This is a genomic window from Aeromicrobium sp. P2_G6 (genome assembly GCF_056403535.1).
Genome location: NZ_JBFUFH010000001.1, coordinates 1,073,718 through 1,098,187 on the forward strand (window position 1 = coordinate 1,073,718; position 24,470 = coordinate 1,098,187).

The 24,470-nt window shown below is 67.5% G+C and carries 27 protein-coding genes and 1 tRNA gene; 10 read left to right on the forward strand and 18 right to left on the reverse strand.

All coding sequences use genetic code 11. The annotated features are described in order from the left end of the window. The first annotated feature begins 40 nt into the window (after positions 1-40). Positions 41-1,060 carry an LLM class flavin-dependent oxidoreductase gene (locus tag AC1DVU_RS05260; protein ID WP_476921364.1) on the forward strand — a complete coding sequence of 340 codons (1,020 nt, stop codon included), beginning with the start codon at positions 41-43 and terminating at the stop codon, positions 1,058-1,060. A gap of 167 nt (positions 1,061-1,227) precedes the next feature. Here AC1DVU_RS05260 and AC1DVU_RS05265 read toward each other — a convergent pair whose 3' ends face one another. Both AC1DVU_RS05265 and AC1DVU_RS05270 read right to left on the reverse strand, forming a co-directional pair. Next, positions 1,228-3,048 carry a phosphoenolpyruvate carboxykinase (GTP) gene (locus AC1DVU_RS05265; RefSeq protein WP_476921365.1) on the reverse strand — a complete coding sequence of 607 codons (1,821 nt, stop codon included), beginning with the start codon at positions 3,046-3,048 and terminating at the stop codon, positions 1,228-1,230. Between the two features lie 236 nt (positions 3,049-3,284). Then, positions 3,285-5,189: a hypothetical protein gene (locus AC1DVU_RS05270; RefSeq protein WP_476921366.1), complete on the reverse strand. Its 1,905-nt coding sequence runs from the start codon at positions 5,187-5,189 to the stop codon at positions 3,285-3,287. A gap of 141 nt (positions 5,190-5,330) precedes the next feature. Here AC1DVU_RS05270 and AC1DVU_RS05275 point away from each other — a divergent pair. Then, positions 5,331-5,406, forward strand: a tRNA-Arg gene (locus tag AC1DVU_RS05275). A 70-nt stretch (positions 5,407-5,476) separates the two neighbouring features. Here the strand turns inward: AC1DVU_RS05275 and AC1DVU_RS05280 are convergent. The 10 genes from AC1DVU_RS05280 to AC1DVU_RS05325 all read right to left on the reverse strand — a co-directional run bounded on the left by AC1DVU_RS05280 (position 5,477) and on the right by AC1DVU_RS05325 (position 14,154). Continuing rightward, entirely contained in the window at positions 5,477-5,668 is a 192-nt protein-coding gene (locus AC1DVU_RS05280; protein WP_476921367.1) for a tyrosine-type recombinase/integrase, read from the reverse strand. 12 nt (positions 5,669-5,680) lie between these two features. Then, positions 5,681-6,958 (reverse strand): cation:proton antiporter domain-containing protein, encoded by a 1,278-nt coding sequence (locus AC1DVU_RS05285; protein ID WP_476921368.1) that lies wholly within the window; start codon positions 6,956-6,958, stop codon positions 5,681-5,683. 467 nt (positions 6,959-7,425) lie between these two features. Then, positions 7,426-8,439, reverse strand: coding sequence for an asparaginase (locus tag AC1DVU_RS05290; protein WP_476921369.1), 1,014 nt, complete (start codon positions 8,437-8,439; stop codon positions 7,426-7,428). An 86-nt stretch (positions 8,440-8,525) separates the two neighbouring features. Beyond that, entirely contained in the window at positions 8,526-9,005 is a 480-nt protein-coding gene (locus tag AC1DVU_RS05295) for a hypothetical protein (RefSeq protein ID WP_476921370.1), read from the reverse strand. Between the two features lie 114 nt (positions 9,006-9,119). After that, positions 9,120-9,563, reverse strand: a complete 444-nt coding sequence (locus AC1DVU_RS05300; protein WP_476921371.1) for a DUF6069 family protein — start codon at positions 9,561-9,563, stop codon at positions 9,120-9,122. Then, the gene (locus AC1DVU_RS05305) at positions 9,556-9,924 is read right to left on the reverse strand and encodes a SpoIIAA family protein (protein WP_476921372.1); all 369 of its coding nucleotides are present in this window, start codon (positions 9,922-9,924) and stop codon (positions 9,556-9,558) included. The genes AC1DVU_RS05300 and AC1DVU_RS05305 overlap by 8 nt, the downstream gene beginning before the upstream one ends. Before the next feature lie 164 nt (positions 9,925-10,088). After that, on the reverse strand, positions 10,089-10,751 hold the full coding sequence (gene lepB, locus AC1DVU_RS05310; protein WP_476921373.1) for a signal peptidase I: 663 nt from the start codon (positions 10,749-10,751) through the stop codon (positions 10,089-10,091). A gap of 66 nt (positions 10,752-10,817) precedes the next feature. After that, on the reverse strand, positions 10,818-11,183 hold the full coding sequence (locus tag AC1DVU_RS05315) for a TraR/DksA family transcriptional regulator (RefSeq protein WP_476921374.1): 366 nt from the start codon (positions 11,181-11,183) through the stop codon (positions 10,818-10,820). Between the two features lie 110 nt (positions 11,184-11,293). Then, positions 11,294-11,722 (reverse strand): hypothetical protein, encoded by a 429-nt coding sequence (locus AC1DVU_RS05320; protein ID WP_476921375.1) that lies wholly within the window; start codon positions 11,720-11,722, stop codon positions 11,294-11,296. A gap of 44 nt (positions 11,723-11,766) precedes the next feature. After that, positions 11,767-14,154: an ATP-dependent DNA ligase gene (locus AC1DVU_RS05325; RefSeq protein ID WP_476921376.1), complete on the reverse strand. Its 2,388-nt coding sequence runs from the start codon at positions 14,152-14,154 to the stop codon at positions 11,767-11,769. A 211-nt stretch (positions 14,155-14,365) separates the two neighbouring features. Between AC1DVU_RS05325 and AC1DVU_RS05330 the strand changes: the two genes are divergently transcribed. Together AC1DVU_RS05330 and AC1DVU_RS05335 are read left to right on the forward strand one after the other, a co-directional pair. Then, positions 14,366-15,133: a sigma-70 family RNA polymerase sigma factor gene (locus AC1DVU_RS05330; RefSeq protein ID WP_476921377.1), complete on the forward strand. Its 768-nt coding sequence runs from the start codon at positions 14,366-14,368 to the stop codon at positions 15,131-15,133. Positions 15,134-15,247: 114 nt separating this feature from the next. After that, positions 15,248-15,469: a hypothetical protein gene (locus tag AC1DVU_RS05335; RefSeq protein ID WP_476921378.1), complete on the forward strand. Its 222-nt coding sequence runs from the start codon at positions 15,248-15,250 to the stop codon at positions 15,467-15,469. Here AC1DVU_RS05335 and AC1DVU_RS05340 read toward each other — a convergent pair. Next, the gene (locus tag AC1DVU_RS05340) at positions 15,463-15,960 is read right to left on the reverse strand and encodes a hypothetical protein (protein WP_476921379.1); all 498 of its coding nucleotides are present in this window, start codon (positions 15,958-15,960) and stop codon (positions 15,463-15,465) included. The genes AC1DVU_RS05335 and AC1DVU_RS05340 overlap by 7 nt on opposite strands. Before the next feature lie 173 nt (positions 15,961-16,133). Between AC1DVU_RS05340 and AC1DVU_RS05345 the strand changes: the two genes are divergently transcribed. Next, a complete protein-coding gene (locus tag AC1DVU_RS05345) occupies positions 16,134-16,853 on the forward strand; it encodes a GAF and ANTAR domain-containing protein (RefSeq protein ID WP_476921380.1) in 720 nt (239 codons plus the stop codon). On the opposite strand, the gene ku is transcribed toward AC1DVU_RS05345, so the two are convergent. Then, on the reverse strand, positions 16,850-17,698 hold the full coding sequence (gene ku, locus AC1DVU_RS05350; protein WP_476921381.1) for a non-homologous end joining protein Ku: 849 nt from the start codon (positions 17,696-17,698) through the stop codon (positions 16,850-16,852). The genes AC1DVU_RS05345 and ku overlap by 4 nt on opposite strands. Before the next feature lie 77 nt (positions 17,699-17,775). Here ku and AC1DVU_RS05355 point away from each other — a divergent pair, with 77 nt between their 5' ends. From AC1DVU_RS05355 to AC1DVU_RS05370, 4 genes are all read left to right on the forward strand, one after another. Further along, positions 17,776-18,645: an SDR family oxidoreductase gene (locus tag AC1DVU_RS05355; protein WP_476921382.1), complete on the forward strand. Its 870-nt coding sequence runs from the start codon at positions 17,776-17,778 to the stop codon at positions 18,643-18,645. Between the two features lie 21 nt (positions 18,646-18,666). Continuing rightward, entirely contained in the window at positions 18,667-18,939 is a 273-nt protein-coding gene (locus AC1DVU_RS05360) for a DUF7218 family protein (RefSeq protein ID WP_476921383.1), read from the forward strand. A gap of 1 nt (position 18,940) precedes the next feature. Beyond that, positions 18,941-19,393, forward strand: coding sequence for a DUF6328 family protein (locus tag AC1DVU_RS05365; RefSeq protein WP_476921384.1), 453 nt, complete (start codon positions 18,941-18,943; stop codon positions 19,391-19,393). A gap of 73 nt (positions 19,394-19,466) precedes the next feature. Continuing rightward, complete coding sequence (locus AC1DVU_RS05370; protein ID WP_476921385.1) at positions 19,467-20,111, forward strand: methyltransferase; 645 nt, start codon at positions 19,467-19,469, stop codon at positions 20,109-20,111. Here AC1DVU_RS05370 and AC1DVU_RS05375 read toward each other — a convergent pair. From AC1DVU_RS05375 to AC1DVU_RS05385, 3 genes are read right to left on the reverse strand one after another with little or no spacing between them, the layout of a single operon-like run. Continuing rightward, positions 20,104-20,799, reverse strand: a complete 696-nt coding sequence (locus tag AC1DVU_RS05375; protein WP_476921386.1) for a GAF and ANTAR domain-containing protein — start codon at positions 20,797-20,799, stop codon at positions 20,104-20,106. The genes AC1DVU_RS05370 and AC1DVU_RS05375 overlap by 8 nt on opposite strands. A 2-nt stretch (positions 20,800-20,801) precedes the next feature. After that, a complete protein-coding gene (locus AC1DVU_RS05380; RefSeq protein ID WP_476921387.1) occupies positions 20,802-21,515 on the reverse strand; it encodes a GAF and ANTAR domain-containing protein in 714 nt (237 codons plus the stop codon). 31 nt (positions 21,516-21,546) lie between these two features. Next, positions 21,547-22,356, reverse strand: a complete 810-nt coding sequence (locus AC1DVU_RS05385; RefSeq protein ID WP_476921388.1) for an SDR family NAD(P)-dependent oxidoreductase — start codon at positions 22,354-22,356, stop codon at positions 21,547-21,549. 236 nt (positions 22,357-22,592) lie between these two features. Between AC1DVU_RS05385 and AC1DVU_RS05390 the strand changes: the two genes are divergently transcribed. Then, positions 22,593-23,690, forward strand: coding sequence for a glycosyltransferase family protein (locus tag AC1DVU_RS05390; protein WP_476921389.1), 1,098 nt, complete (start codon positions 22,593-22,595; stop codon positions 23,688-23,690). A 2-nt stretch (positions 23,691-23,692) separates the two neighbouring features. Here AC1DVU_RS05390 and AC1DVU_RS05395 read toward each other — a convergent pair whose 3' ends face one another. Beyond that, a complete protein-coding gene (locus AC1DVU_RS05395) occupies positions 23,693-24,424 on the reverse strand; it encodes a CatB-related O-acetyltransferase (protein WP_476921390.1) in 732 nt (243 codons plus the stop codon). Between the last annotated feature and the right edge of the window lie 46 nt (positions 24,425-24,470).

Genomic DNA, 24,470 nt, shown 5'->3' on the forward strand with positions numbered 1-24,470 from the left:
TAGTCGGAACAGTGCACCGTCCACCGGCGTTGAACCGGGTATGAAAAACGTCGGCTTCCTGTCCTTCGGTCACTACCAGGCGGTGCCCGGTTCACAGACGCGTACGGCCGGCGACGTCCTGCTCCAGTCGATCGACCTGGCGGTCGCTGCGGAGGAGCTCGGCCTCGACGGGGCGTTCTTCCGGGTGCATCACTTCGCCCGCCAGCTGTCGTCGCCGTTCCCTCTGCTTGCCGCGGTCGGCGCTCGCACGAGCCGCATCGAGATCGGCACCGGTGTGATCGACATGCGCTACGAGAACCCGCTCTACATGGCGGAGGACGCTGCCGCCGCAGACCTGATCAGCGGCGGGCGGCTGCAGCTCGGCATCAGCCGCGGATCACCTGAGACCGCCATCCGCGGCTACGAGTCGTTCGGCCACGTCCCGGCGGACGCGCAGAGCGACGCCGACATGGCGCGGGACCACACCGAGGTGTTCCGGCACGCGATCGCCGGAGCGGGCGTGGTGATGTCCGATCCCAGGATGACGGGTCAGTCGGCGCCGCTGCCGGTCATGCCGCAGTCGCCGGGCCTGGCCGACCGCATCTGGTGGGGCTCGGGCACGCGAGCCACGGCCGAGTGGACCGCCGAGCAGGGCATGAACCTCATGAGCTCGACGCTCCTCACCGAGGACACCGGAGTGCCGTTCGACGAGCTGCAGCTCGAGCAGATCCAGCGCTTCCGCGCGGCATGGGCCGAGGCCGGCTGGGAGCGCGAGCCGCGGGTCTCGGTCAGCCGCAGCGTCATCCCGATCCTCGACGCGCAGGACCGGGCGTACTTCGGCGAGCGCAGCGGTGAGGACCAGCTGGGACACCTCGACGGCGGCATCGCGAGGTTCGGCAAGTCGTACGTCGGTGAGCCCGACGCGTTGGCCGAGGAGCTTGCCCGCGATGTCGCGGTACGTGAGGCGGACTCACTGCTGCTCACGGTGCCCAACCAGCTCGGCGTCGCCTACAACGCCCGGCTCCTCGGGGCCCTCGCTGAGCACGTCCTCCCCGCGATCGGCTGGAAACCGCGCACCTGACGCGTGGTTTCGAGGCTCCGGCCGCGGGCGGCCTCCGCACCTCAACCACCGATGGTGCGCACCTGACGCGTGGTTTCGAGGCTCCGACCGCGGGCGGCCTCCGCACCTCAACCACCGATGGTTGAGGTGCGGAGCGAAGCGGAGCCTCGAAACCACAAGGCAGTTGGTCAGGCTTCGAGGCGAGCCTTCAGGCCATCGAGCTCGGTCCACAGAACGGTCGGCAGCTTGTCGCCGAACTTCTCGAACCACTCGTTGATCTGCGGGATCTCGGCCTTCCACTCCTCGGCGTCGACGCGCAGGGCCTTCGCGAGCTGCTCCTCAGTGACGTCGAGGCCTTCGGTGTCGATCGCGCCGGCCGCCGGCACGAGACCGATCGGAGTCTCGACCGCCTCGACCTTGCCCTCGACGCGCTCGATGACGTACTTGAGCACGCGGCTGTTCTCGCCGAAGCCGGGCCACAGGAAGCCGCCATCCTCGTCGCGACGGAACCAGTTGACGTAGAAGACCTTGGGGAACTTCGACTCGTCGTTGTTCTTGGCCATGTTGATCCAGTGGCTGAAGTAGTCACCCGCGTCGTAGCCGATGAACGGCAGCATCGCCATCGGGTCGCGCCTGACCACGCCGACCGCACCCGTCGCAGCGGCCGTCGTCTCCGACGACAACGTCGCACCCATGAACGTGCCGTGGGTCCAGTCGCGGGCCTCGGTGACCAGCGGGATCGTCGTCTTGCGGCGACCGCCGAACAGGATCGCGTCGAGCGGTACGCCGTTGGGGTCGTCGTACTCCGCCGCCAGGGTCGGGCACTGCTTGATCGGGGTGCAGAACCGGCTGTTGGGGTGCGACGACACCTCCTCGGACTCCGGCGTCCAGTCGCGACCCTTCCAGTCCGTGAGGTGGGCCGGCGGCTCGTCCGTCATGCCCTCCCACCAGACGTCGCCGTCATCGGTCAGCGCGACGTTCGTGAAGACCGAGTTGCCCTGGTCGATCGTGCGCATCGCGTTGGCGTTGGTGTCCCACCCGGTGCCCGGGGCGACACCGAACAGGCCGAACTCGGGGTTGACGGCATACAGCCGGCCGTCGGCGCCGACGCGGATCCACGCGATGTCGTCGCCGATCGTCTCGACCTTCCAACCGGGTACGGTCGGCTCGACCATCGCGAGGTTGGTCTTGCCGCACGCGCTGGGGAACGCCGCCGCGATGTACTTGACGACGTTCTCGGGCGACGTGAGCTTGAGGATCAGCATGTGCTCGGCCATCCAGCCCTCGTCGCGGCCCATGACCGAGGCGATGCGCAGCGAGTAGCACTTCTTTCCCAGCAGGGCGTTGCCGCCGTAGCCCGAGCCGAACGACCAGATCGTGCGCTCCTCGGGGAACTGCACGATGTACTTGGTCTCGTTGCACGGCCATGGGACGTCCTGCTGGCCGTCGGCGAGCGGGGCGCCGATCGAGTGGAGCGCCGGCACATAGTCGGCGTCGAGCTCCTCGATCTTGTCGAGCACGTTCTTGCCGACGCGCGCCATCACCGTCATCGACGCGACGACGTACGCGGAGTCGGTGATCTCGACGCCGAACATCGGGCTGTTGGACTCGAGGTGGCCCATGACGAACGGGATGACGTACATCGTGCGGCCCTGCATGCAGCCGTCGTAGAGGTCCGTCATGATCGCCTTCATGTCCGAAGGCTCCATCCAGTTATTGGTCGGGCCGCAGTCGGCCTCGTCAACGCTGCAGATGTAGGTGCGGTCCTCGACGCGGGCGACGTCGCTCGGGTCGGAGGCGCACCAGAACGAGTTGGGCTTCTTGGCCTCATCGAGTCGTACGAAGGTGCCGGAGGCGACGAGGTCATCGGTCAGCGTGACCCATTCCTCGGGAGTGCCTTCGACCCAGTGGATGGCGGCTGGTTTGGTCAGGGCGGCGACTTCATCAACCCAGGCCTGGAGCCTGGGGTGCGTCGTCCGGTAGGTGGAAATGACGGTGTCTGCGGACATGTATGAACGTTTCCTTCTCGCGCATCGCGAACCAAGCGCATTGATTCGCACTCCCTCGGCATTCGGGCCTCAGGTAGCTGATGTGTGATGAATCGTCACCGACGGGCGATGACGATTCAGCCGACTTTACGTGCCCCATCTGGTGTTTGGGCTGGTCGGAAGGGGTGAACATAGTCACACGTATGACAGGGAGGGGCGGCGCCTCGCGGCACCGCCCCTCCGTCAACACCTATCGGCTACGACGTGTATCCGAACCGGATGTAGGCCGATCCCGACGTGACAGCCGGGGTGGCCACCGACTTGCTGGACGTACGCGGGGAGCCGTAGCGGTTCACGTACTGCTGGACGCTGCGAGCGGAGTCGTAGCGGACCTGCGCCTTCAGTGCGGCGAGGACCTGGGCCAGGCTCAGCGGGTTCTGGTCCTCGTAGTAGAACTCCTCGTCCTCCGAGTCGATGTCGATCGTGAACTCCTCCGAGTCGTCGTAGTAGCTCTGACCGCCGGCGAACGAGAGGTAGCCCGTGCCGTACGCGGACGCCGAGATCGTCTGGTCGAGCCGCTTGATGACCGGTGCGGCGACGGAGTCACCGCTCGCCGGGACCAGGTGGACCTGGATCGGGAACGTCTTGCCGCGCCGGGCCGCGACGCGGGTGCCGTTGGCGACCTTGACCCACGCACCGTTCCTTCGGACGTCGATCTGCGAGATGCGGAGCGCGTTGTAGTCCGGGAAGAGCTCGGTGTTGACGGTGACCGAGTTGATCGTGACCCCCGTGTCCGAGCCGAACTGCAGGAACTCGATGTCACTCGCCACGTCGTACGGCATCTCGTCGGCGAAGTCCTCGCTCGTCGAGATCCGCTGGGTTCGGGTGTACGTCGCCGGGACCCCGCCCTTCGGGGTGTAGTTGATCGACCAGCTCATGACGGCTTCGCCGCCGCCGGCGCCGGCATCGAGCCGGTCCAGCGCGTCGTTGTAGAGCTGCGAGCCGGCCGCCGTGGAGAGTGCTGCCGGGACCGAGACCTTGGTCTCCGCGGACGTGGTCGTGGTCCCCAGCTTGGTGTTGCTCGTGACGGTCGTCTCGGTCGGGAGCTGGCCCTTGATGCCCATGATCCCGCTGAGCCGGTCCTGGGTGATCTGACCTGCCGGCTGCATGTCGATGTTGGCGAGCTTGTACGAGCCGTAGGTCGCATCCTCCTGGATCTCGGCGGCCTCGGCGGCGTGGAACGTCTCGGTCGCCTTGGCGCCCGCGAAATCGTCCGGGTGCCCGAAGGCGAAGATCTTGTCGCCGCACACGGCCGTGATCGTGCCGACCGCGGCGAGTGCGACGTCACCGTGCGACCACGAGGTCGCGAGGTTGCCGCCGGGGACGAGCGCGTTGTCGAGGTTGATGTTCCCGAGGGACTGCGATCCGGAGTGGAACTTCGGGACGGCAGCGCCGTACTTGTCGGACAGGACACGAGACTTGCTCGCGATCTTGTTCGCCGCGGGGCCCTTGATGCCGGCCGAGACGCGCGGCAGTGAGAGCTGGTGGATCTCGCTGAAGTCCGCCGCCGTGTCGAGCGTGCTGGTCGTGGTCCGCGCCGCGAGCCGGCTGATCGACGCGGAGACCGGCGCGCTGGTGATGGCAGCAGTGCTTCCGGTGCCGTTCTGGATGCTGATGACATCCTTTGCCGGCGTGACACCCGCGAGATTGCTGGCCCCGCCGCTGAAGCCGTACGAGACCGAGCCGATCAGGTTTCCGTCGTTGTCGTAGACGGGCGAGCCAGACATACCTGCCCAGATCCCGGCGACGACGGTGACGTCACCGGCGTTGTTGGTCTTGGTGATGCGGCTGCCTTCCATGCGGAAGAGGTAGATGTCCTTGCCGCGTCCTGCACCATTGACCAGTGTGCTGACGTACGTGCCGGTGAACTCTTCCGGCGTGATCCCGTGCGTCGTGGTGAGGCCGTGCACGGGCTTGCCGGCGTCGACCGACGTGAAACCGCCCGTCCATACTGGCGTGCCCGGGCACAGGTCGGTGTCGACCGGCTGCTCGATGACGTTGGGGTCCGCCTGCGCGACGCTGGTGGTGGCGGCGATGCCGGCCGCGACTAGCGCGAAGGTGGAAATGACGCTGGCAAGAGTGCGCAGCGGGCGTGGCGACATGGCGGGATCCTCCGCGATCGGTGACAGGGTGTTTCAGCAACCTTAGGGGTCCGGCGCCGCTCGCGTGGGGAGTCAGAAGAAGTGGCCAGATTTTCTCTCGGCGAAGGGCCACGCTAGACTCAGCGAGGCCCTTCGGGGCATGCGCCCGTAGCTCAACGGATAGAGCATCTGACTACGGATCAGAAGGTTAGGGGTTCGAATCCCTTCGGGCGCGCCAAGTGCAGGTCTGTGACCTGCGCAGGGGGTCTTCTCTCACAGATCTCTCACGAACTGCACTCCCGAACGGACTACCGGGCCGCTGCGGGTGCCTGCCCTGCCCGGTGCATCATGGTCGCGATGGTGTGGCGTACGTCGTGCATCCGGATCTTCGCCACCCCTGCGTCGTGGCAGAGGTCCCGGAACCGGTCGGAGTACGCCTCCGGGCGGATCGGACGACCGAGGCTGTCCACGAGCAGGTATCGCTGACTCGCTGGGATCACCCCCGAACGAGTTCATGTCCCATCCGCGCGATGGCGGTGTCCGGCCCGCCGGGACCTCGGGACGTCGGCCGAGTTCACCTGTCCTTCTTCCCGTACGTAACGACTACCGAGGGGCCCCGCCGAGACCCCATGGAGGACCACGCTGAGCAGCACGGTCAGGGCGACCACGCCGACGGCCTGCGCGACCAATGACGACTCGCCGAGCTCCTCGACTGCAAGGAGCGCGAACACGACCGACGCAAGACCCCTCGGTCCGAACCAGCCCACGAACAGAACGGTGGGTCTGTCCAGGCCCATGCCTACCAGCGACAGTGCGACGGGGACCATCCGGATCACGGTCAGGCTGAGCAGGGCGTAGACAAGTGTCACCACAGAGAGGTGGTCAAGGGCCAGCGGCACCAGCGCGGCGCCGAAGAGGAACCACACGCCGAGCGCCAACAGCTCGCCCATCAGCTCCGGCAGCTCTCCCACCTCCTCCACGCCGACGACGTCCGCCGGCAGTCGGGCGCCGAAGGCGATGCCGGCGACGAACGCCGCAATGAACCCGTTGCCGTCGACAGCCACCGCGAGCGCGAAGCTTGCGAGGGCGGCGGCAAGCGCCGCCAGCCGCCGGCCGCCGGCCACGATCCATCGGCGCCTCGAGCCGAACGTGATGAGTACGGCGCTGCCCAGCCCGACCGCGAGGCCGACGACGACGCCGAGACCGAGCTCGAGCAGCGCACCTCCAGCGCCGTCGTGTCCGTGACTCCCAAGTCCGAGCTCGCTCGCGATCACCGCGAGCATGAACACGACGATGGGGGTGGCGATGCCGTCGTTCAGCCCGCTCTCCACATTGAGGGCACGGCGCAACCGCATGGGGATCCGCTCATCGTTGACCACCTGGGCACTGAGGGCCGCATCCGTGGGAGCCAGGGTGGCACCGACGAATCCGGCTAGTGCCCACGAGAAGTCGTCGAACATCCATGCCGCAGCGAGCGTGCCGAGGATGATCGACAGCGGAAGTCCCAGCCCGAGGAGCCGCGCGGGGAAGTAGAGGTCCTTCCTGAGCTGAGCGACGTTCACCCGCGACGCATCCGAGAACAGCAACAGAGCCAGCGTCAGCTCAGCCAGCAGGTGGACCGACGGAGCATCGACATCGACGGCGAGAGGCCCCCACGACGGGTTGCCCAACACGTAACCGGCGATGAGGAAGACGAGCGCTCCGGTGATGTTGACCCCGGCCAGCAAGTGCGACACCACCGCCCATGTGAGAACCACGAGCATGAGGACCGCGAAGCTCGCCTCTGTCACTGCCGCGCCCTTCTCGCATCTCGAGTCTCCTGGCTGCCACCGGCCGACATCGTCCGCTCCCAGTCCGTGCTCGAGACATCTGGCTCTCGACTCTGCCGGACCGGTGCGAAACGCTCATCACCCGAGAGGGGCGACCCGCCACGCCGGGACATCAATGCGCCGACATGGGCCTCTGCGCTCCCGTGTGAAGCGGGCACGTGAGCGGCTCATCCGCGGCAGGGGAGGCCTGCGCCTAGAGCAGTGGTCGGGCCTTGCTCGGCGCCACGTCGTACGCTGTGCTGTCCGACTACGCAGCCCGCATCGCCGCTCAAGGGGGGCGTTTCTACCTAGCTGGACTGGAGCCCGAGGTCCTCGCCCAGGTGCAACGCAACCGGACCGTCGAGTCGGCTGGCGACGTTCCGGGCCTGAAAGCGTGAGAGACGCTTCGACCTTTCATCCGACGTCCGCGTTGCGCCCGAAGGTTAACGTCACCCGTTGGGGATGAGCTCCCCCGCGACATCGCGCTGCATCGTCTCGACGACCGTTGCGGTGTCGAGGCCCTGACCCAGCAGGACTGCGAGCTTGGTCAGGGCGGCCTCCGTGGTCATGTCGAAGCCCGGCACGGCGCCTGCCCGCAACAGCGCCATTCCCGACGCGTAGGCGCCCGGCTGCACCGACCCCCTGAGACATTGGGTGACGACGACCACCACGATGCCCTGGTCGGTGGCGGCCTCGATGGCTGCGAGGAACTCCCGGTCTTCCGACGGGCCGTTCCCGGCCCCGTAGGCCTCGATGACAAGGCCCTGTAGCGGGGGTCGGCACAGGTTCGCGAGGATGGACGCGGAGAATCCGGGAAACAGGCGCATCGCTGCGACCCGCCCGAGCTCTCCGACGCTCAGTCCCGGGACCCCCTCGGGGGAACGGACGAGGGCCTCGTTCACGACGACGTCGATGCCGACCTCGGCGAGTGGAGGAAACCGCGGCGAGTCGAACGCATCGAGGCCCGAGGCGTCGACCTTCGTGGCCCGGTTGCCTCTGAGCAGGACCTCCCCGAAAAGCAACGTGACTTCGGGCACCTCGGACCCCGCCGCGACTTGGAGGGCCCCGATGAGGTTCTGTCGTCCGTCGCTGCGGGTGCGGGTGATCGGGATCTGCGAGCCGGTCACGACGACCGGCTTGCCGAAGGACGGCAGTAGAAACGAGAGCGCCGAGGACGTGTAGGCCATCGTGTCGGTCCCGTGCAGGACGACAAAGCCAGGGTGGTCGGCCCGGTGCTCGTAGAGGATCCGCGCGATCGCGCACCAGTCCTCGGGAGTCGCGTTGGCGGAGTCGATCGGCGGCTCGAGCTCCAGAAACGCGATTGGAGGCAGCTCACCCCGTGAGTTCTCCACGATCCAGTCGAGGTACGGCGCCAGCGCCCCTGCTTCCGGGGCGCGACCATCGGGGGTCTCGACCATCCCGATGGTCCCGCCGGTGTGCAGCACGAGAACGCTCTCGCTCATGGCATGGCTCCCTCCGGCGCGACCCGAACTGGCACCGAGTCAACCCCTTCCGAACTACCCCGAATGCCCGGCTTTGACCCCGTGCGTCAGGCTGAAACGGCGCCACGTACCCGCTCGAGCATCTCCTGCTCACGTTCGCTGACTTGCTGGGCGCCGATGCCCATGAACCCGCCTTCTTTCGCTGCGTCGGCCGCCGCCTGTGCCGCAGCGACGAGCCAGCGACCGAATGCCGCAGCCTCTTCGTCCGTTGCCCGTGCGGCGACGATCTCCTGCACGGCTGTGAGCTCGGCCAGCACCTGGTCTCCCGGGCTGGGAGTGCCGGTTGGCTTGAAATTCTTCAGCGGATTGCGCTTCGCCTGGACCTCGGCCTGCACGTCGAGCGCCACCTCGGTCACGAGCTGCTCTCGGGTCGGGGGGGTCGTCGCGGTCTTGATCGAGGCCATCGTCTCCTTGGTGGCCTCGATGGGGCCGCCTGGGTCGGCGATCATGATCGCCATGCCTGCCACGAGGGGGGCGCGGATGACGCGCGCCCACTCTTCGTCCGGGAATTCACTCTTCGATGTCATGACGGTCTCGCCCTTCGTCCTGTCTGACGGTGCAGTACTCCGCGGCCCATGTGAGCACCTTCGTCGCCACGGCCAGGACATGGCTCACCTTCACCGGGTGAAGAGGGGCGCCGGTCACCAGCGCCTCAGTACCACCGTCCGTGCCATCACGCCCCCGAGCAGGGACAGCACGCACACCCCCAATGCCAGGTTGATGCAAGCAGTGGCGACCTGGCTCTCGGTGCTTTCGCCCACCGCGAACGGAACCGCGGCGCCCGCCACCGTGACCAGGCCAACGATCCAGGAGAAGAACATCCGCGGCCGAGGCGTCACCAGGGCCATGAGGTGCGCGACCCCAGTCGCGACGAGTGTCAGCACGAAAGCGGTCAGAGCATAGTCACCCGCAAATGTGTGGAAAAAGTCGAGCAGCAAGGCCGGCCGCACCAGACGTACGTCGGCGATCGAGCAGACCAGGACGCCGACCACCGCCACGATGGCCGCGACGAGGCCTGTCGCTACACCGCCGCCCCAGAGGCGGCCGGCGTCGACCGAGACACGGGGTCGGACGGGATCAGTCATCTTCGAGCCCGACCAACCACTGCTTCGCGTCCCGGACGTCGTCGGACTCGAAGACCTTCACCTCTCCGGGCATCAACCAGCCGAACGCCTTGACGGCGTTCTCGAGCCAGTCGGCGTCGGAGACAATGGCGACGCGCTCCCATCCCTTGAGGTTCTTGAACCACATCTTCGTGTCGGCCCACACGGCGCCTGGCTTGTAGCCGGCCTCGTCCTCGAGCACGTACAGCAACCGCACCTTGCCCTGCTCCATCGCAGCGTTGATCGTGGGCACAAGCACGTCGCGGTAGTCCTCGTCGCTGATCTTGCCGCTGGCCCGCAGGCCGATGGTTCCAACGGGCATGTTCGAGATCACCTGGATCATGCTGCCTCCTCTGGCCGGTCGCCAACGCCATAGTGCCTGCCAATTTGCCGGGGTCACTCACCCGGATCGGGCGAAAACTAGGTCCCGTGGTGGTGCCACACGAAGAAGTCCCGCCGGAGCCTGTGGCTCGGACGGGACTTCTGTCGTTGGTGGGCTGATCAGCCTCAGGGGTCGAGGTTGGCGTCGAACGTGTCGGGCTTGTGGATGAAACCGGCGCGTCCCAGCGGCCATACGCGCAGCCAGGCCTTGCCCACGACGCTGTCGTCCGAGATGAAGCCGCCGCCCGGATCGCCCATGTGAGCGCGGGAGTCGCTGGAGTTGCCGCGGTTGTCGCCCATGACCCAGAGGTGCCCCTTGGGCACCTTGACGTGGAACGACTTGTCCTTCGTGGCGGTCTCGTCGAGGAGGTACGGCTCGGTGATCTCCTTGCCGTTGACGGTCAGCTTGCCGTCGGTGCAGCAGGCGATCGTGTCGCCGCCGACCCCGATGACCCGCTTGATCAGGTGACCGCCGGTCGGGTAGAGGCCCACGGTCTCCAGGGCCTTCTGGATCGGGTTGGACGCGTGCTTGGAGTCCTCGGCGCTCAGCCAGCCGCCCGGATCGTCGAACACGACGATGTCGCCGCGCTTCACGTCACCGCCCCAGTACGAGACCTTCTGCACGAGGATCTTGTCGTTGACGAGCATCGTCGGCTCCATCGACTCCGAGGGGATGTAGAACGCCTGGAGAAAGAACGTCTTGACGATGACTGCCATGACCATGGCGGTGGCGACCAGAAGGATCGACTCCTGCCAGACCGGCAGCTGCTTCTTCTTCTGATCCGTCACGCAGCGAGCCTAGCGGGAGGCTGCCAACCGGCCGGTCGCAGGATTCCTCCCGGCGATCCGTCGGGGTCAGACACAGGTCATGCAAAGGGTGGCGCGGGGGAACGCCTCGAGCCGGGCCCGCCCGATCGACGCGGAGCACTTCTCGCAGATGCCGTACAGCCCGCTATCGAGCCGCGCGAGAACATGCTCCGTCTGCTGGAGGATCGCCGTCGCATTCTCGATCTGGACGGCATCCTGCATGAGCTCGGCCTGGTGTGCCGCGACATCGATCTCGTCGTGCAGCACCTCGAGGGTCGACGCGGCGACGGCGTGTGCCGACGCCGAGTCCAGGATGGCGATCTCGGCGCGGAGCCGGTCGGCGGCCAGCTGCAGGCCCTCGCGTATGGCGCTCAGCTCGGAGGTGGACCAAGCCGGGTCGATGTCAGTTGTCATGGGAGGTCCTCCAGAGCATGAGTGGTTCAGACCGCATACCCCCTGGACCGGACGATATTCGCCCGCGAACGCACGAATCCCCGGGCCGCTCGCCCGGGGATTCGTGACGTTCAGGCCTTCTTCACAGGGGCCTTCTTCGCGGGCTCGGAAGGTGCCGCATCGGCGGGAGCCGCCGGCGTCGGTGGTGCCGGGAACGGCTCCGGCGGAGGCGGGGTGTTGGCGCGCCCCTTGACCGCGGCGAACGCTGCCGCGCCCGCTCCGGTCAACACGCCGAGGAAGGCGACTCGCTTGAACTTCGAGCGCTTCTTCGGCTTGACCTTGTCGGGCACCTTCTCTGCGGCACTGTCCGGGAGTCGCTCGAACAGGTCGTCGCGGAGGTCACGCAGCTGGTCCTTGTCGGGCAGCATGTCGACCAGCTGGTCGCGCACCACCGGCGCCCGTTCGACGACCTGCTGACGGAGCTCCTCGGTCTGGCTCGCCAGGTCATCCAGGCGGGCTTCGAGCTTGGTGCGGAAGTTCTTCTTCTTCTTGAACGGCATGGATTTCTCCTTGTGTCGTGATGGTGTCGTGTCGGGTCGCAGCCTCACTCCAAGGCGACCTCCTGCGGCTTCTTGTCGGTACGTATGCCGCGCCAGCTCGGCTGACGCAGGTGACCACCGGACGTCCACTCCGCGAACGACACCTCGCCGACGAGGCGAGGGGTCACCCAGTGGGCGTCGCGGGCGATGTCGCGGGGGGTCTCGGCGAGCGGGCTGGTCTTGCGGGCGAGCTTCGACAGCCGCTGTTGGAGATCGGCCAGCGTACGCTCGTCGAACCCGGTGCCGACCTTGCCGACATAGCGGAGTCCCTCATCGGTGGGGATGCCGAGCAGCAGCGCCCCGATCTTGCCGCTGCGCGCACCCTGGCCGCCGCGCCAGCCGGCGACGACGACCTCCTGCATGCGCTGGTGCTTGACCTTGGTCCAGGCCGTCGCCCGCTTGCCGCCGAGATAGCGGCTGTCCAGCCGCTTGGCGAGCACACCTTCGAGGCCGAGGGTCTTGCTCGACTCGACGGCCTCGGCGAGCGAGCCGTCGAACGCCTTGGGGACCTCGATGACATCGGCCGCGATCTTGAGGCGGCGCAGCGCCTTGCGGCGTTCGACGTACGTCTTGTCGACCAGCGGGTCGCCACCGGACCGCATGAGGTCGAACACGAGGTACTTGACCGGCACGTCCCGCCGCGCGGCCTCGACGTCGGCCTCCTTGGTCAGTCCCATGCGCTGCTGCAGCCGGCCGAAGTCGGGGACACCAGCGGCATTGAGGGCGACGATCTCGCCGTCCAGGACGGTGTCGTCGAGGCCGAGCTCGGCGAGCGCGTTGACGACCTCGGGGTAGCCGGCGGTGACGTCGTTCTCGTTGCGCGTGAACAGCCCGACGTCCTTGCCGTCGATCACCGCCACGGCGCGGATGCCGTCCCACTTCATCTCGAACGCCCACTCGTCGGGGTCGCGGATGTCGCTGGCTTCCCCGAGCTTGGCCAGCATCGGCGCGACGAAGCCCTTCTTCATCGAACGCGGCGCGGCCTTCTTGGCGCGCGGCTTGGCCGGGAGGTCCATCAGGTGGATCAGCCAGTTCTTGCCGGTCTTGATGAGCGCGAACTTGCGGGGTCCGCCGAGGCCGCCGCCCTTGCGCCCGGTCAGCGTCGCGATGACCTCCTTGCCGTCGCGCCACTTCTCGAGCTCGTACGTCCCGGTGTCCCAGATCGTGACCTCGCCGCCACCGTACTCACGCTTGGGGATCGTGCCTTCGAACGTGCCGTACTCCAACGGGTGGTCCTCGGTCTGGACCGCGAGGTGGTTCTTCTTGGGATCGGTCGGCACGCCCTTGGGCAGCGCCCACGAGACCAGCACCCCGTCGTGCTCGAGGCGGAAGTCCCAGTGCAGGCTGCTGGCGTGGTGCTCCTGGATCACGAATGACTTGGCCTGTGCTGAGCCTGTCGAAGTGCCGTCCCCGCCCCCCGGCATCGCGTCGGGCACGGGCTCGGGGGTCTTCTTGGCGTCGCGCTTCGACCGGTAGGTCGCCAGCTTGTCACTCGCCGGCTTGGGCCCGGCAAGATCGGCCATGGGGTCCTTGCGCCGCTTCATGCGCTGGAGCACCTCGTCCATCGTGAGGTGCTGCAGGTCGCCGTTGAGCTCGCGCCACGTGCGCGGCACCGCGACGTACGGCTCGAGCTTCCCGCGCAGCGAGTACGGCGCGATCGTGGTCTTGTTGGCGTTGTTCTGGCTCCAGTCGACCAGGACCTTGCCGCCGCGCAGGCTCTTCTTCATCGAGCTGACGACGAGGTCCGGCAGCTCGGACTCCAGCGCCTGGGCGAACTGCTTGGCGAACTGGTTGACGTAGTCCGCGTCGTGCTTGCCGTCCAGCCCGGCATACAGGTGGATGCCCTTGCTGCCGCTCGTCACGGGGTATGCCTCGAGGTCGAGGTCACGCAACAGGGCTCGGGCACGCTTGGCGACCTCGACGCACTCCGGCAGGCCGGCGCCGGGTCCGGGATCGAGGTCGAGCACCAGGTGGTCCGGGTTGTGCTTGGCGCCGCGGCTGCCGACCTTCCACTGCGGAACGTGCAGCTCGAGCGCGCCCACCTGGCCGGCCCACGCGAGTGCCGCGGCGCTGTCGAACACCGGATAGGTGTTGACGTGGTCGCTGTGCTGGATCTCGACCCGTCGGATCCAGTCCGGTGCGGACGACGGGAGGTTCTTCTCGAAGAACACCTCCCCCGGCTTGTCGGCGGTGCCGACTCCGTCGACCCACCGCTTGCGCGTCACGATCCGGTCGGCGAGATGCGGCAGCAGATATGGCGCGATCTCCATGTAGTAGGCGATGACCTCGGCCTTGGTCGTGCCCGTCGACGGGTAGATGATCTTGTCCGGATTTGTGAGGCGGAGACGGTGTCCGGCGACCGACACGGTCTGGGTGTCGCTCTGGCGCGCCATCTGGCCTCCTTTCATCTCCGGCTCGTACCCGGGCGGACCCGGGCGAAACGCGCGGTGGAGACGCTCCGAGACGCCGAGATGGTTCGAAAGAACCATATCGACTAGTCACTCGCGGCCAGCAGACCTTGCGCTTCAGGCTCCACAGTGCCATGGTTGAAGGGCCGGTTGAGCAGAAGCCGGTTGACGGATCGAGACCCTTGGGGGTTTTCCCGTGAACACTGCTCCCGTATTGACGCAGCACGATGACACGCACGATCTGATCGAAGCTGCACGCCATGCAAGCGACGCCGAACGGGCGCTCCTCGAGGACGAGGTGGTTCGTCGCCACCTCGGTCTCGCGCACCACCTCGCAGCACGCTATTCCGGTCGCGGAGCCGACCGTGACGACCTGGCCCAGGTGGCTTGTTTCGCCCTGGTGAAGGCCATCCGGGGATTTGACCACGAGCGTGGGGAATTCGTTCCGTTCGCCACGGTCACGATCCTCGGCGAGATCAAGAAGTACTTCCGGGACTACTGCTGGGGCATCCGTCCACCGCGCAGGATCCAGCAGATGCAGGCCGACATCTCGAGCGCGACCGAGAGATGTCTTCAGTCCGACTCCCGGCAGCCCGACATCGAGAAGATCGCCGACGAGATCGATGCCGGCGTCAATGAGGTCCGCGAGGCGATGGCGGCACGCAGCTGCTTCTCGCCGACGTCGCTCGACCAGCCCGTACGCGAGAGCGGCCGGCCGCTGGGCGAGACCATCGCCGGCGAGACGTCCGACTACGACTTCATCGACGACTGGGTGACGATCGAGCCACTCTGCCGTGACCTTGACGACGAGGAGCGCCTGCTCCTCCGACTGAGGTTCGTGGAGGACAAGACCCAGCAGGAGATCGCCGAGATCGTGGGGGTCAGCCAGATGCAGATCTCGCGCAGGCTTGCCAAGCTCTTGGCGCGTCTGCGGGAGTCGGCGCTGGCCGTCGACGCGGCCTAGCGAGTCAAGGACGGTGGTCACCGAGCCGGTGGCCGCCGTCTTGTCTGCCTTGGATAGAGTGCCGTCACCGGTTCAGCAGCAGCCGCTCCACTTTGCTGACCCGAGGGGCCATTCTTGCGGCGCATCACCCTGACCTTCCGGCTGAGCGGCCACCACATCCTGCGCGACCTGCTCCATGAGTTCGCCCTCCACCACAACGTCATCGTCTCGTCGATCGAGTCCGACCGCGCACCGACGATCGCGGTCGAGACTCTCGACGCACCCGCTGCGCTGTGGGACGTACGCGCGACCGTCGGCATGTTCGACGACAACGCCCTGGAGGTCGAAGCTCAGTGAGGCCCCGATTCGGCCAGGAACGGCCGCGTCGCGAACGATGGTTGACCGGCTGTCGTCCGCATCATCTCGTCGACGACCTGCGCTGCCAGGGCGTTGGTCGCGGCGCTGCCGGTGAAGGCGCCCTCAGAGGTTGGGGCCTCGACATCGAGCGGGGGATGCCAGATCAGGGAGACGTCGTGGTGCATCCCGCAGGCGCGACACATGTCGCGGACCCGGTCGGACACGGACGAGTCGGCCGGCTCGGGACAGACCGCGATGACGTGGGACGCAGGCTGCGGGGTTCGGGACAGCTCCTCGAGTGCCTCAGCGCCCGCTGCGGTGTCGAGTCGCATGACGGCGTGGGTCGCCGAGCGGAGCCACCCGGTCGGCACCGAGACGAAGTGCGTCCGGCAGCCACGTTGCTCGAGCTGCGTGCCCAGCGCATGGTCGAGCGGGTCGCTGTCGCCGAAGAGAGTGACGGTGGTTCCGGTGGAGCCCGGAGCATTCGCCATCGGGCACCCCTTCCCGAGTCGAGGGGCAGCAGGGCTGCCGCCGATTGGTGCATCCTGTTTGCTGCGGCGGACGTACCCAGCACATACAGGAGCAAACACGTGACCCTCAGCCCTATATATTTCCCAGTAAGGGTGTGTTTCTCTTGAATGGTCCCCCGGTAAGGAGATCCCTTGTGGACAGCTCGACCTTCTTCTCGCAGATGGCGCTTGATCTGCACGATGAGCCCACTGCAGAGCGCACGATCGAGCGCATCGCCGACTATGCCCGGATAGCGACGAGCTGTGACGACGCCGGCATCATGCTGGTCCACGCCCGCAACCAGATCGAGACGGCGGCGGCAACGTCCCAGCGGGTCGGCGAGTCGCACAACCTGCAGATCGTGCACGACGAAGGCCCCTGCCTGGACGCGATCGAGGGCGAGGCGATCTACCAGTCGCGCGATGTCGGCAACGATCCCCGCTGGCTCAAGTGGGGGCCCTCTGTCGCGGAGCTGGGCATTCGCAGTGTCCTGAGCGTCAGGCTCGAGACCCGGACGCGGCGCTACGGCTCGCTCAACCTCTACGCCGACCGCGTCGACGCCTTCGACGAGGACGATGTCGCGGTCGCGACGATCTTCGTCCGCCATGCGGCCGTCGCCCTGGCCAACGCGCACAACGAGGAGGGCCTGCAGGTTGCGATCGACGCCCGCAAGCTCATCGGCCAGGCGCAGGGCATCCTCATGGAGCGGTTCGACATCGACGCCGATCGCGCGTTCGACTTCCTGCGGCGCCAGTCACAGGCGCACAACGTCAAGCTGCGCTATGTCGCCGAATGGGTCGTGGAGCACCGCAACTCACCGGAGGCCAGCTTCGACACCCCGCAGCTGACGAGCGACCAGGCCGTCGCGAACTAGCCCGCCTTCTTCTTCGCGGCCGTCTTCTTCTTGGTCGTGCTCTTCTTGGCCGGCTTCTTGCTGGCGTTCTTGCGGTCGACGCTGCGCTTGAGCGCCTCCATCAGGTCGACGACGTCGGCGCTCTCCTCTTCCTCCGGCTTGCCGAACGTCGCCTCGGTGTCGAGTGAGGCGCCCTGCTCGATCTTGGCGTCGATCAGGGTGCGGAGCTGCTCCTGGTAGTCGTCGGTGAACGCCGAGGGGTCGAAGTCCTCCGACAGCGAGTCGACGAGCTGCGCAGCCATGTCACGTTCCTTCTGGCTGATGCGCGGGGTCGAGTCCAGCACGTCGAACTCCGGCTTGCGGACCTCGTCGTCCCACAGCATGGTCTGCAGGACCAGCACGTTGTCGCGGACGCGCAACGCCGCGAGCCGGGTCTTCTGCCGCAGCGCGAACTGCACGATGGCCGTACGGTCGGAGTCCTCGAGGGCACGTCGCAGGAGCGTGTAGGGCTTGAGGGCCCGCTCCTCGGGCTCGAGGAAGTACGCCTTGTCGAGGCGCAGCACGTCGACCTGGTCGGCGGGGACGAACTCGACGACCTCGATCTCGTGGCTCCGCTCAGCCGGCAGTGAGGCGAAGTCCTCGTCGGTGAGCACGACGGTCTTCTCGCCGTCGTCGTACGCCTTGTCGATGTCCTCGTAGGCGACGACCTTGTTGCACACCTCGCACTTGCGTTGGTAGCGGATCCGGCCGCCGTCCTTGTTGTGGACCTGGTGCAGCGAGACGTCGTGGCTCTCCGTGGCGCTGTAGACCTTGACGGGCACGTTGACCAGACCGAAGCTGATGGCGCCCTTCCAGATGGATCGCATGCTTAAGTGAATCGCGCTTGATCCCCGTACGCCAGTCATTCACGTTTATGCGTCTGTCCAGTGGGCACGTTCTCCGCATGAGCCATGACGACGAATCCCAGGCATTCCCACCCCAGCAGCAGGATCCTCCCGGTCTGACGAACGACATGCAGCCGGTCCCGGACCATGGAGAGGACTCCTACCGTGGCAGCGGCCGGCTCGAGGGCCGCAAGGCGCTGATCACCGGCGGCGACTCCGGCATCGGCCGCGCGGTCGCGATCGCATATGCCCGTGAGGGGGCCGACGTCGCGTTCACCTACCTGCCGGAGGAGAAGGCCGACGCTGACGAGACGTCCGCGCTGCTCGAGCAGGCCGGCCACGCGTACGCCGCGATCGAGGCAGACCTGCGGGACCGGGTGACCTGTGACCGGGTCGTGGCCGAAACCGTCGGTCAGCTCGGCGGGCTGGACATCCTGGTCAACAACGCCGGCTTCCAGATGGCGCGTGAGGAGGGCATCGAGGAGATCACGGACGAGCGGATGGATCAGGTGTTCACGACCAACCTCTACGCGCTGTTCTGGCTGACGCGCGCCGCCGTCCCACACCTCGAACCCGGCTCGGCGATCATCAACAACTCCTCGATACAGGCCTACGACCCCTCGAGCACGCTGCTCGACTACGCCGCGACCAAGGCCGCCATCAACAACGCCACGGTCAACCTCGCGGCGCAGCTCGGGCCCAAGGGCATCCGGGTCAACGCGGTGGCTCCGGGTCCGATCTGGACGCCGTTGCAGCCCGCGACCCAGCCGGTCGAGAAGATCGAGAAGTTCGGCGAGGACACCCCGCTGGGTCGCGCCGGCCAGCCGGCCGAGGTCGCGCCGGCCTTCGTGTTCCTCGCCTCTGAGCGCGACGCGAGCTATGTGTCCGGCACGGTGCTGGGCGTCACGGGCGGCAAAGCCGTCTTCTGATTCACGAAGGAAGGAGAAGCCATGCCAGGCAAGAAGAATTCGAGCCTCAAGAACCCCGACATGTATGAGGAGCTCCGCGAGGATGGCGCCTCGAAGGAGAAGGCCGCGCGCATCTCGAACGCGACCAGGCAGAAGGGCAGGTCCGAGTCGTCGGTCGGCCGCAAGGGCGGCAAGTCCGGATCGTACGAGGACTGGAAGGTGACCGACCTGAAGAAGAAGGCCAAGGAGCTGGGGCTGAAGAACTACTCGGGCAAGAACAAGACGGAGCTGGTCAAGGCCCTCCGCAACCACTGAGGTGGCCGAGTCCTCGAGGCAGGCCAAGCTCGACCGCAACTGGCAGGAGCTCTTGCAGGAGCTCCGGGTCGCCCAGACCGGCGTGCAAATCCTGACGGGCTTCCTGCTGACGTTGCCGTTCACCCCGCGTTTCGAGGACCTCGCGGCGTCGCGGCAGGCCGTGTACGCCGTCGTGCTGTGCGTGGCCGTGGCCGCGACGTTCCTGCTGATGACGCCCGTCGCCCTGCATCGTGCGTTGTTCCACCGGCACGCGCGCCCCTGGCTCGTGGAAGCCGCACACCAGGTCTCCCGCTGGGGACTCGGCACGCTGGCGCTGGCCAACATCGGCGCGGTGTGGCTCATCCTCGACGTCGTGACAAAGCCGTGGATCGCCTGGCTCGTCGCCGCCATGATCGCGCTGTTCGTCATCGTCGCGTGGGTCGTGGTGCCGGCCCGCGAGCTCAAGGAGAAGTGAGCCGGTTTGGGAATTCGCTCTGGGGGTAGTCGGTCTTGGCCGTGTGCGCTGCGGCCATGACGAAGGAGTCAGCGTGACGGTGGACATCGACCAGGTACGCACCGAGCTGATCGAGTTCGGATCCCTCTCGATCCAGTACGACGACCGGGTGCTGCGACCCCGGCGGTGGACCACGGCGCAGTCGGCCTGGGCGTCGGCACTCCTGCGCACGGCACCCGACGGTCCCGTGCTCGAGCTGTGCGCGGGGGTCGGGCACATCGGCCTGCTCGCGATGGTCGGCCAGTCGCGTCCACTGGTGCTGGTGGACTCGTCGCAGGTCGCCTGTGACCACGCTGCCGCCAACGTGGAGCGTGCAGGCCTCGCGTGCCCCGTCGACATCCGGTGCGGTCGCATGGAGGACCTGATCGCCGGGGAGGAACAGTTCGCGTTGATCATCGCCGATCCGCCGTGGGTCCGTAGCGACGACACGGACGACCACGCCGATGACCCGGTGCATGCGATCGACGGTGGATCCGACGGCCTCGACCTCGTACGTACGTGCATCGCGATCATCGGCGGACACCTCGCCGAGGGCGGATCGGCGATCCTCCAGCTCGGCAGCATCGAGCAGGTCGCCTCGGTCAGCGACCACCTCGCGGACCACCCTGAGCTCGGCCTCCGGCTGGCGGAGCACCGCTCGTTCGAGGATCGCGGCGTGCTGGTCGAGCTCGTCAGGTGAGGCGTTGAGCCTCGTCGACCACTTCTTGAGCGGCCGCCCGGAGCTTCCCGCCGTCCTGGGCGGCGCGGCGCAGCAACAGCTGATAGGCCTCGGCCATGTCCACGTCGTGGTGCTCAGCGAGGACACCCTTCGCCTGCTCGATGACGATGCGCTCGGTCAGCAGCTCCTGGACGCGCCGTTTGACCGTGTCGAGATCGACCTTTTCGGTCTGGACGATCAGCAGCGTGGCGAGGTCGGCGAAGGCCTGGGCCACGGTCTCCTCGTCGGACGTGAACTGCTCGTCCGAGCGACGGAACAACCCCATGGCGCCGAGCGGGGCGCCATGCCACCGCAGGGGTGAGGCGAGGACCGAGGAGAACCCGGTCCCCAGCATCGTCCGGCCGAACTGAGGCCAGCGGATCGCGAGGTCAGAGCCGTGGGCGTTGACGGTGCGACCCGATTGGTGGGCTTCCACGCAGGGGCCTTCATCCAGCTGGGCCTGGTGCAGCTCGAGCTCGACGGCGGTATGGCTCGAGGCCGCCAGCAGGTCGAGGCCGTCATCGTCCTCGATGAGGATGCCGCCGGCATCGACGCTCAACACGTCGGCGCTGCTGTCGAGCAGGTTCGCGAGGAATCCGGCGATGTCGGTCTCGCCGACCAGGGCTGCGGACGCCCTGGCGAGGGCGTCGGCCGCGCGGGACGCTTCCATGGCTAGTCCCCCTCGATCGTGAAGTCGCGGAAGTTGACGCGTCGCTCGATGATGTCGCGAGCGACGTCGAGCAGCGTCGTGTTGCGCGCGAAGGCATGACCGCGCAGCAGCGCCATCGCGTCCTCCGTGCGTACGCCGACTTGCGCGACGATCATGCCGGTCGCCTGGTGGATCTGCGAACGGGTGGCCCAGGCCTCCTTCGAGACCTGGTCGGGCCTGCCGACACGGGGATCCTGCAGAAGGGCCGTGCCGACCGTCGCTCCGAGGAAGCGGGCGGACACGAGGTCCTCGTCCTGGTCCGGCCCGCGACGATGCAGCGACAGGACGCCCAGCACGGAGAGGTCGGCACGCAGCGGCACCGCGACCAGGGTGCCGACGAATCCCAGGGAGTCCAGGCGGTCGGAGAACAGGGCCCAGCGGTCCTCGTCGCCGTCGCCGAGTCGGGCGACCACGACCTCGCCGGTGATCGCGGCCTCGAACGAGGGGCCTTCGCCGACGACGTCCTGTAGGTCGTCGAGCTTGGCGGACAGCTCGTCGGTCGCGTGCACCAACAGGCGACCGTTGCCGGTGTAGTCCAGGGTCATCGACGCGCCGTCGGCGTCGAGCATCCGCCGACCTGCCTCGCACAGCCGGGCGGTCAAGGACTCCTCTCGGTTGAGGGAGGCCAGGACGGTCGCGAACTTCGAGAGAGCTCGCTGGTCGTCGGTCTCGGACATACCTGGCCTCTCACTGTGGTGTCCTCCGACTCTACGCGCCGGAGTCTGGTGGTTCGGTCATGGACCGGTGGACCTTGGCGGCCATCGCGTCGGGGAGCACCCCGGCGGCAGCCGTCTGCAGCCGGTTGCGCCAGCTGCCGGGGACCACGTGGTCGTCGCCGGCCATCATCGCAGCGAACCCGGCTTTGGCGACGTCGGCCGGATCGTCCTTGGGTCCTTCCGCAACCTTGGTGCCGTCCATGCCGGCCCGGTCGAAGAACTCGGTGGCGGTCGGGCCCGGCATGAGCGAGGTCACCGTGACCCCGGTGTCCTTGAGCTCCTCGCGGAGCCCCAGGGCGAAGGACTGGACGAACGACTTCGAGGCGGCGTACGTCGTGTAGAACGGGCCCGGCATCTGCGACGCCACCGACGACGTGAACAGGATGCGGCCCTCGCCGCGCGTCACCATGTCCTTCGCGATCCACTGGCCGAGGTGGACCGTCGACACGATGTTGAGCGCGATCAGCCGGAGATGGTCGTCGAGTGGGGTGTCGATGAGGCGTCCGTGGACCCCGATGCCGGCGTTGATCGCCGCAGCGGTGACGGGACGGTTCTCCTGCGTGAGCATGTCGACGACCAAGTCGTTTCCAGCGCGGGTCGCCAGGTCAGCACGCACCGGGCGGACGTCGCCGAGGTCACTGAGCTCGGCAGCGATGTCGAGAATGCCCTCGTCCTCGGCCACCACGATCAGGTCGAATCCGTTCTGCACCATCTCGCGAGCGAGCTCCTCGCCGATGCCACTGGAGGCGCCGGTCACCAGCCCCAAAGGGCGACTGCCTGTCCCCTCAGCGGAATGTTCCATCGTTATTTCTCCCTCTGCTTGTAGGCCACGCGTGATTGCTACCCGGATCCCGGAGGGCCATGCGCAGGGGCTGGTTTAAGGGAATGGCGGGGCGCATTCTGGGTAGTGCGTGGGTGGTGCAGCAGGTCGCCACCCCAGACTTCGCACGATGGAAGAGGGCCACGATGCCGACCGCGCGCTCCGCCCGACCCGAACGGTCGAGCCGCGCCCGCTGGCATCGTAGGGGCCGCATCAAGGTGGCTTCCGTCCCCGCCGCACATCCATACGTGCGGCACCTGTCCCCGGTGCGTGAGCTGCGGGACCTGCCGCGGGTCATCCGGCTCGCCGACCCCGATCCGTCCAATCCCAGTCGGGTGACCCTGACGCGGTGGTGGCCACCGGTGATGCTCGAGCCAGCCTGGGTGCGTCAGCATCATGGGGACTTCGACGTGTTCCACGTGCACTTCGGGTTCGACAGCATCGAGCCGGCCCACCTCCAGGAGCTGGTCGACACGCTCCGTGGGGCGGGCAAGCCGTTCGTCCACACGGTCCACGAGCTGCGCAGCACGCGCGACTCCGAGCGCGAGCTGCATGATGCCCGGCTCGACGTCCTGGTCCCGGCGGCCGACGCGCTGATCGCCTTGACGAACGGCGCCGCTGCGGAGATCGAGGAGCGCTGGGGGCGGCATGCCACGGTCCTCCCGCACCCGCACGTCGTCGACCTCACGGCGATGGTGCGCATGCGGCACCGCCGGCAGACACCGCTCCACCGCGACCGGCCGTTCACGGTCGGCTTGCGGGTCTCGAAGCCCCGTGCCGGCGAGCGCCCGTTCACGCTGTTGCCCGCGTTGGTCCGAGCCGTGCGCTCCATCCCGGGTGCGATACTCCAGATCGACGCCCACCCCGACGTCCTCGGTCCCGCTGGTGGACACTTCCAGGTGGATCTCGCCTCAGAGGTCGAGCGCGCGCAGCACCGGGTCCGCGTGCGGGTCCGTGAGTTCTTCAGCGACGCGCAGATGTGGGACTACCTCGGCGGGCTCGACGCGTCGGTCCTGCCCTACCGCTTCGGTCCCCACACCAGCTGGATCGAGGCCTGCCGCGACGTCGGCACGGCAGTCGTGGCGCCGACCGGCAGGTTCTTCGGCAACGACACACCGGTGTTCGGGTTCACGATGGACGACAACGGCTTCGACGAGGAGTCGCTGATCGATGCGGTCCGTCGGGCGTACGACCAGTCGCCCATCGAGGCCATCACGGTGGACGAGCGGATCGAGCAGCGCCAGCGAGTGGCTGCGGCGCACGCCCAGCTGTATCTCGACGTGCTGGTCGGCGACTCATCGCGCGTGCAGACCTGAGCTCAGCGGCGGTACCAGCGACGCCGGGGTCGTGGCGGGACGGGCTTGGTGATCTCGACGAATCCGGGGTCGTACGCCTCGAGGCCCTCGTCGACCTTCTTGCGCAGCTGGCGGACCGCCTCGGCCGGATCGTCGTAGGGGACGCCGCTGAGCTGGTTGGGCGAGAACCGCCACCACGCCAGCGCCTGCAGCTCGTCGCGGAGGTCGTCCGTCACGCGGGGCCGGATCACCTTGGCCGGGACCCCGCCGGCGATCGAATAGGGCGGAATGTCCTTGGTCACGACGGCGTTCGCGGCGATGATCGCGCCATCGCCGATCGTGACGCCGCGGAGCACCACGACGTTGGCGCCGATCCACACGTCGTTGCCGATCGTCGCCAAGTTGCCGGCGACGCTCCGGAAGGACTGGCGGCCGCCCGCCTCGGGGTCGATGACGTCACTGGTGTCGGCCGACGGATGCCAGCCCCACGTCGCCTTCTTGTACTGGAACGAGGAGACGCTGAGCCACGTCGTCGGATGGCCGGTCGCCCCGAGGAGGCTGCCGGGGCCGACCTCGCAGTAGCGGCCGATCGTCGCGGCCTGGACCTCGACCTCGCGGCCGAACTCGCAAAAAGCGCCCAGTCGCGTGTCCGAGCGGATGACGAACCGGCCGAGGAAACGTACGGGCGGCTCGACGAACAGGCGTGACTTGCCGATGCGCTGTACGTGCCCTGCGCCGCGGGTGTGCTCGTCCACCTGTCCTCCTCGGGTCCCGGGTCAGGGTATCGACAGCCGGGGGTCG

Bases quoted from the DNA above. Each gene is read 5' to 3' on its own strand.
- AC1DVU_RS05260 (WP_476921364.1), top strand. From the start codon at position 41: ATGAAAAACGTCGGCTTCCTGTCCTTCGGTCACTACCAGGCGGTGCCC.
- AC1DVU_RS05265 (WP_476921365.1), bottom strand. From the start codon at position 3,048: ATGTCCGCAGACACCGTCATTTCCACCTACCGGACGACGCACCCCAGG.
- AC1DVU_RS05270 (WP_476921366.1), bottom strand. From the start codon at position 5,189: ATGTCGCCACGCCCGCTGCGCACTCTTGCCAGCGTCATTTCCACCTTC.
- AC1DVU_RS05290 (WP_476921369.1), bottom strand. From the start codon at position 8,439: ATGAGCGAGAGCGTTCTCGTGCTGCACACCGGCGGGACCATCGGGATG.
- AC1DVU_RS05295 (WP_476921370.1), bottom strand. From the start codon at position 9,005: ATGACATCGAAGAGTGAATTCCCGGACGAAGAGTGGGCGCGCGTCATC.
- AC1DVU_RS05300 (WP_476921371.1), bottom strand. From the start codon at position 9,563: ATGACTGATCCCGTCCGACCCCGTGTCTCGGTCGACGCCGGCCGCCTC.
- AC1DVU_RS05305 (WP_476921372.1), bottom strand. From the start codon at position 9,924: ATGATCCAGGTGATCTCGAACATGCCCGTTGGAACCATCGGCCTGCGG.
- AC1DVU_RS05315 (WP_476921374.1), bottom strand. From the start codon at position 11,183: ATGACAACTGACATCGACCCGGCTTGGTCCACCTCCGAGCTGAGCGCC.
- AC1DVU_RS05320 (WP_476921375.1), bottom strand. From the start codon at position 11,722: ATGCCGTTCAAGAAGAAGAAGAACTTCCGCACCAAGCTCGAAGCCCGC.
- AC1DVU_RS05325 (WP_476921376.1), bottom strand. From the start codon at position 14,154: ATGGCGCGCCAGAGCGACACCCAGACCGTGTCGGTCGCCGGACACCGT.
- AC1DVU_RS05340 (WP_476921379.1), bottom strand. From the start codon at position 15,960: ATGGCGAATGCTCCGGGCTCCACCGGAACCACCGTCACTCTCTTCGGC.
- ku (WP_476921381.1), bottom strand. From the start codon at position 17,698: ATGCGATCCATCTGGAAGGGCGCCATCAGCTTCGGTCTGGTCAACGTG.
- AC1DVU_RS05355 (WP_476921382.1), top strand. From the start codon at position 17,776: ATGAGCCATGACGACGAATCCCAGGCATTCCCACCCCAGCAGCAGGAT.
- AC1DVU_RS05360 (WP_476921383.1), top strand. From the start codon at position 18,667: ATGCCAGGCAAGAAGAATTCGAGCCTCAAGAACCCCGACATGTATGAG.
- AC1DVU_RS05375 (WP_476921386.1), bottom strand. From the start codon at position 20,799: ATGGAAGCGTCCCGCGCGGCCGACGCCCTCGCCAGGGCGTCCGCAGCC.
- AC1DVU_RS05380 (WP_476921387.1), bottom strand. From the start codon at position 21,515: ATGTCCGAGACCGACGACCAGCGAGCTCTCTCGAAGTTCGCGACCGTC.
- AC1DVU_RS05385 (WP_476921388.1), bottom strand. From the start codon at position 22,356: ATGGAACATTCCGCTGAGGGGACAGGCAGTCGCCCTTTGGGGCTGGTG.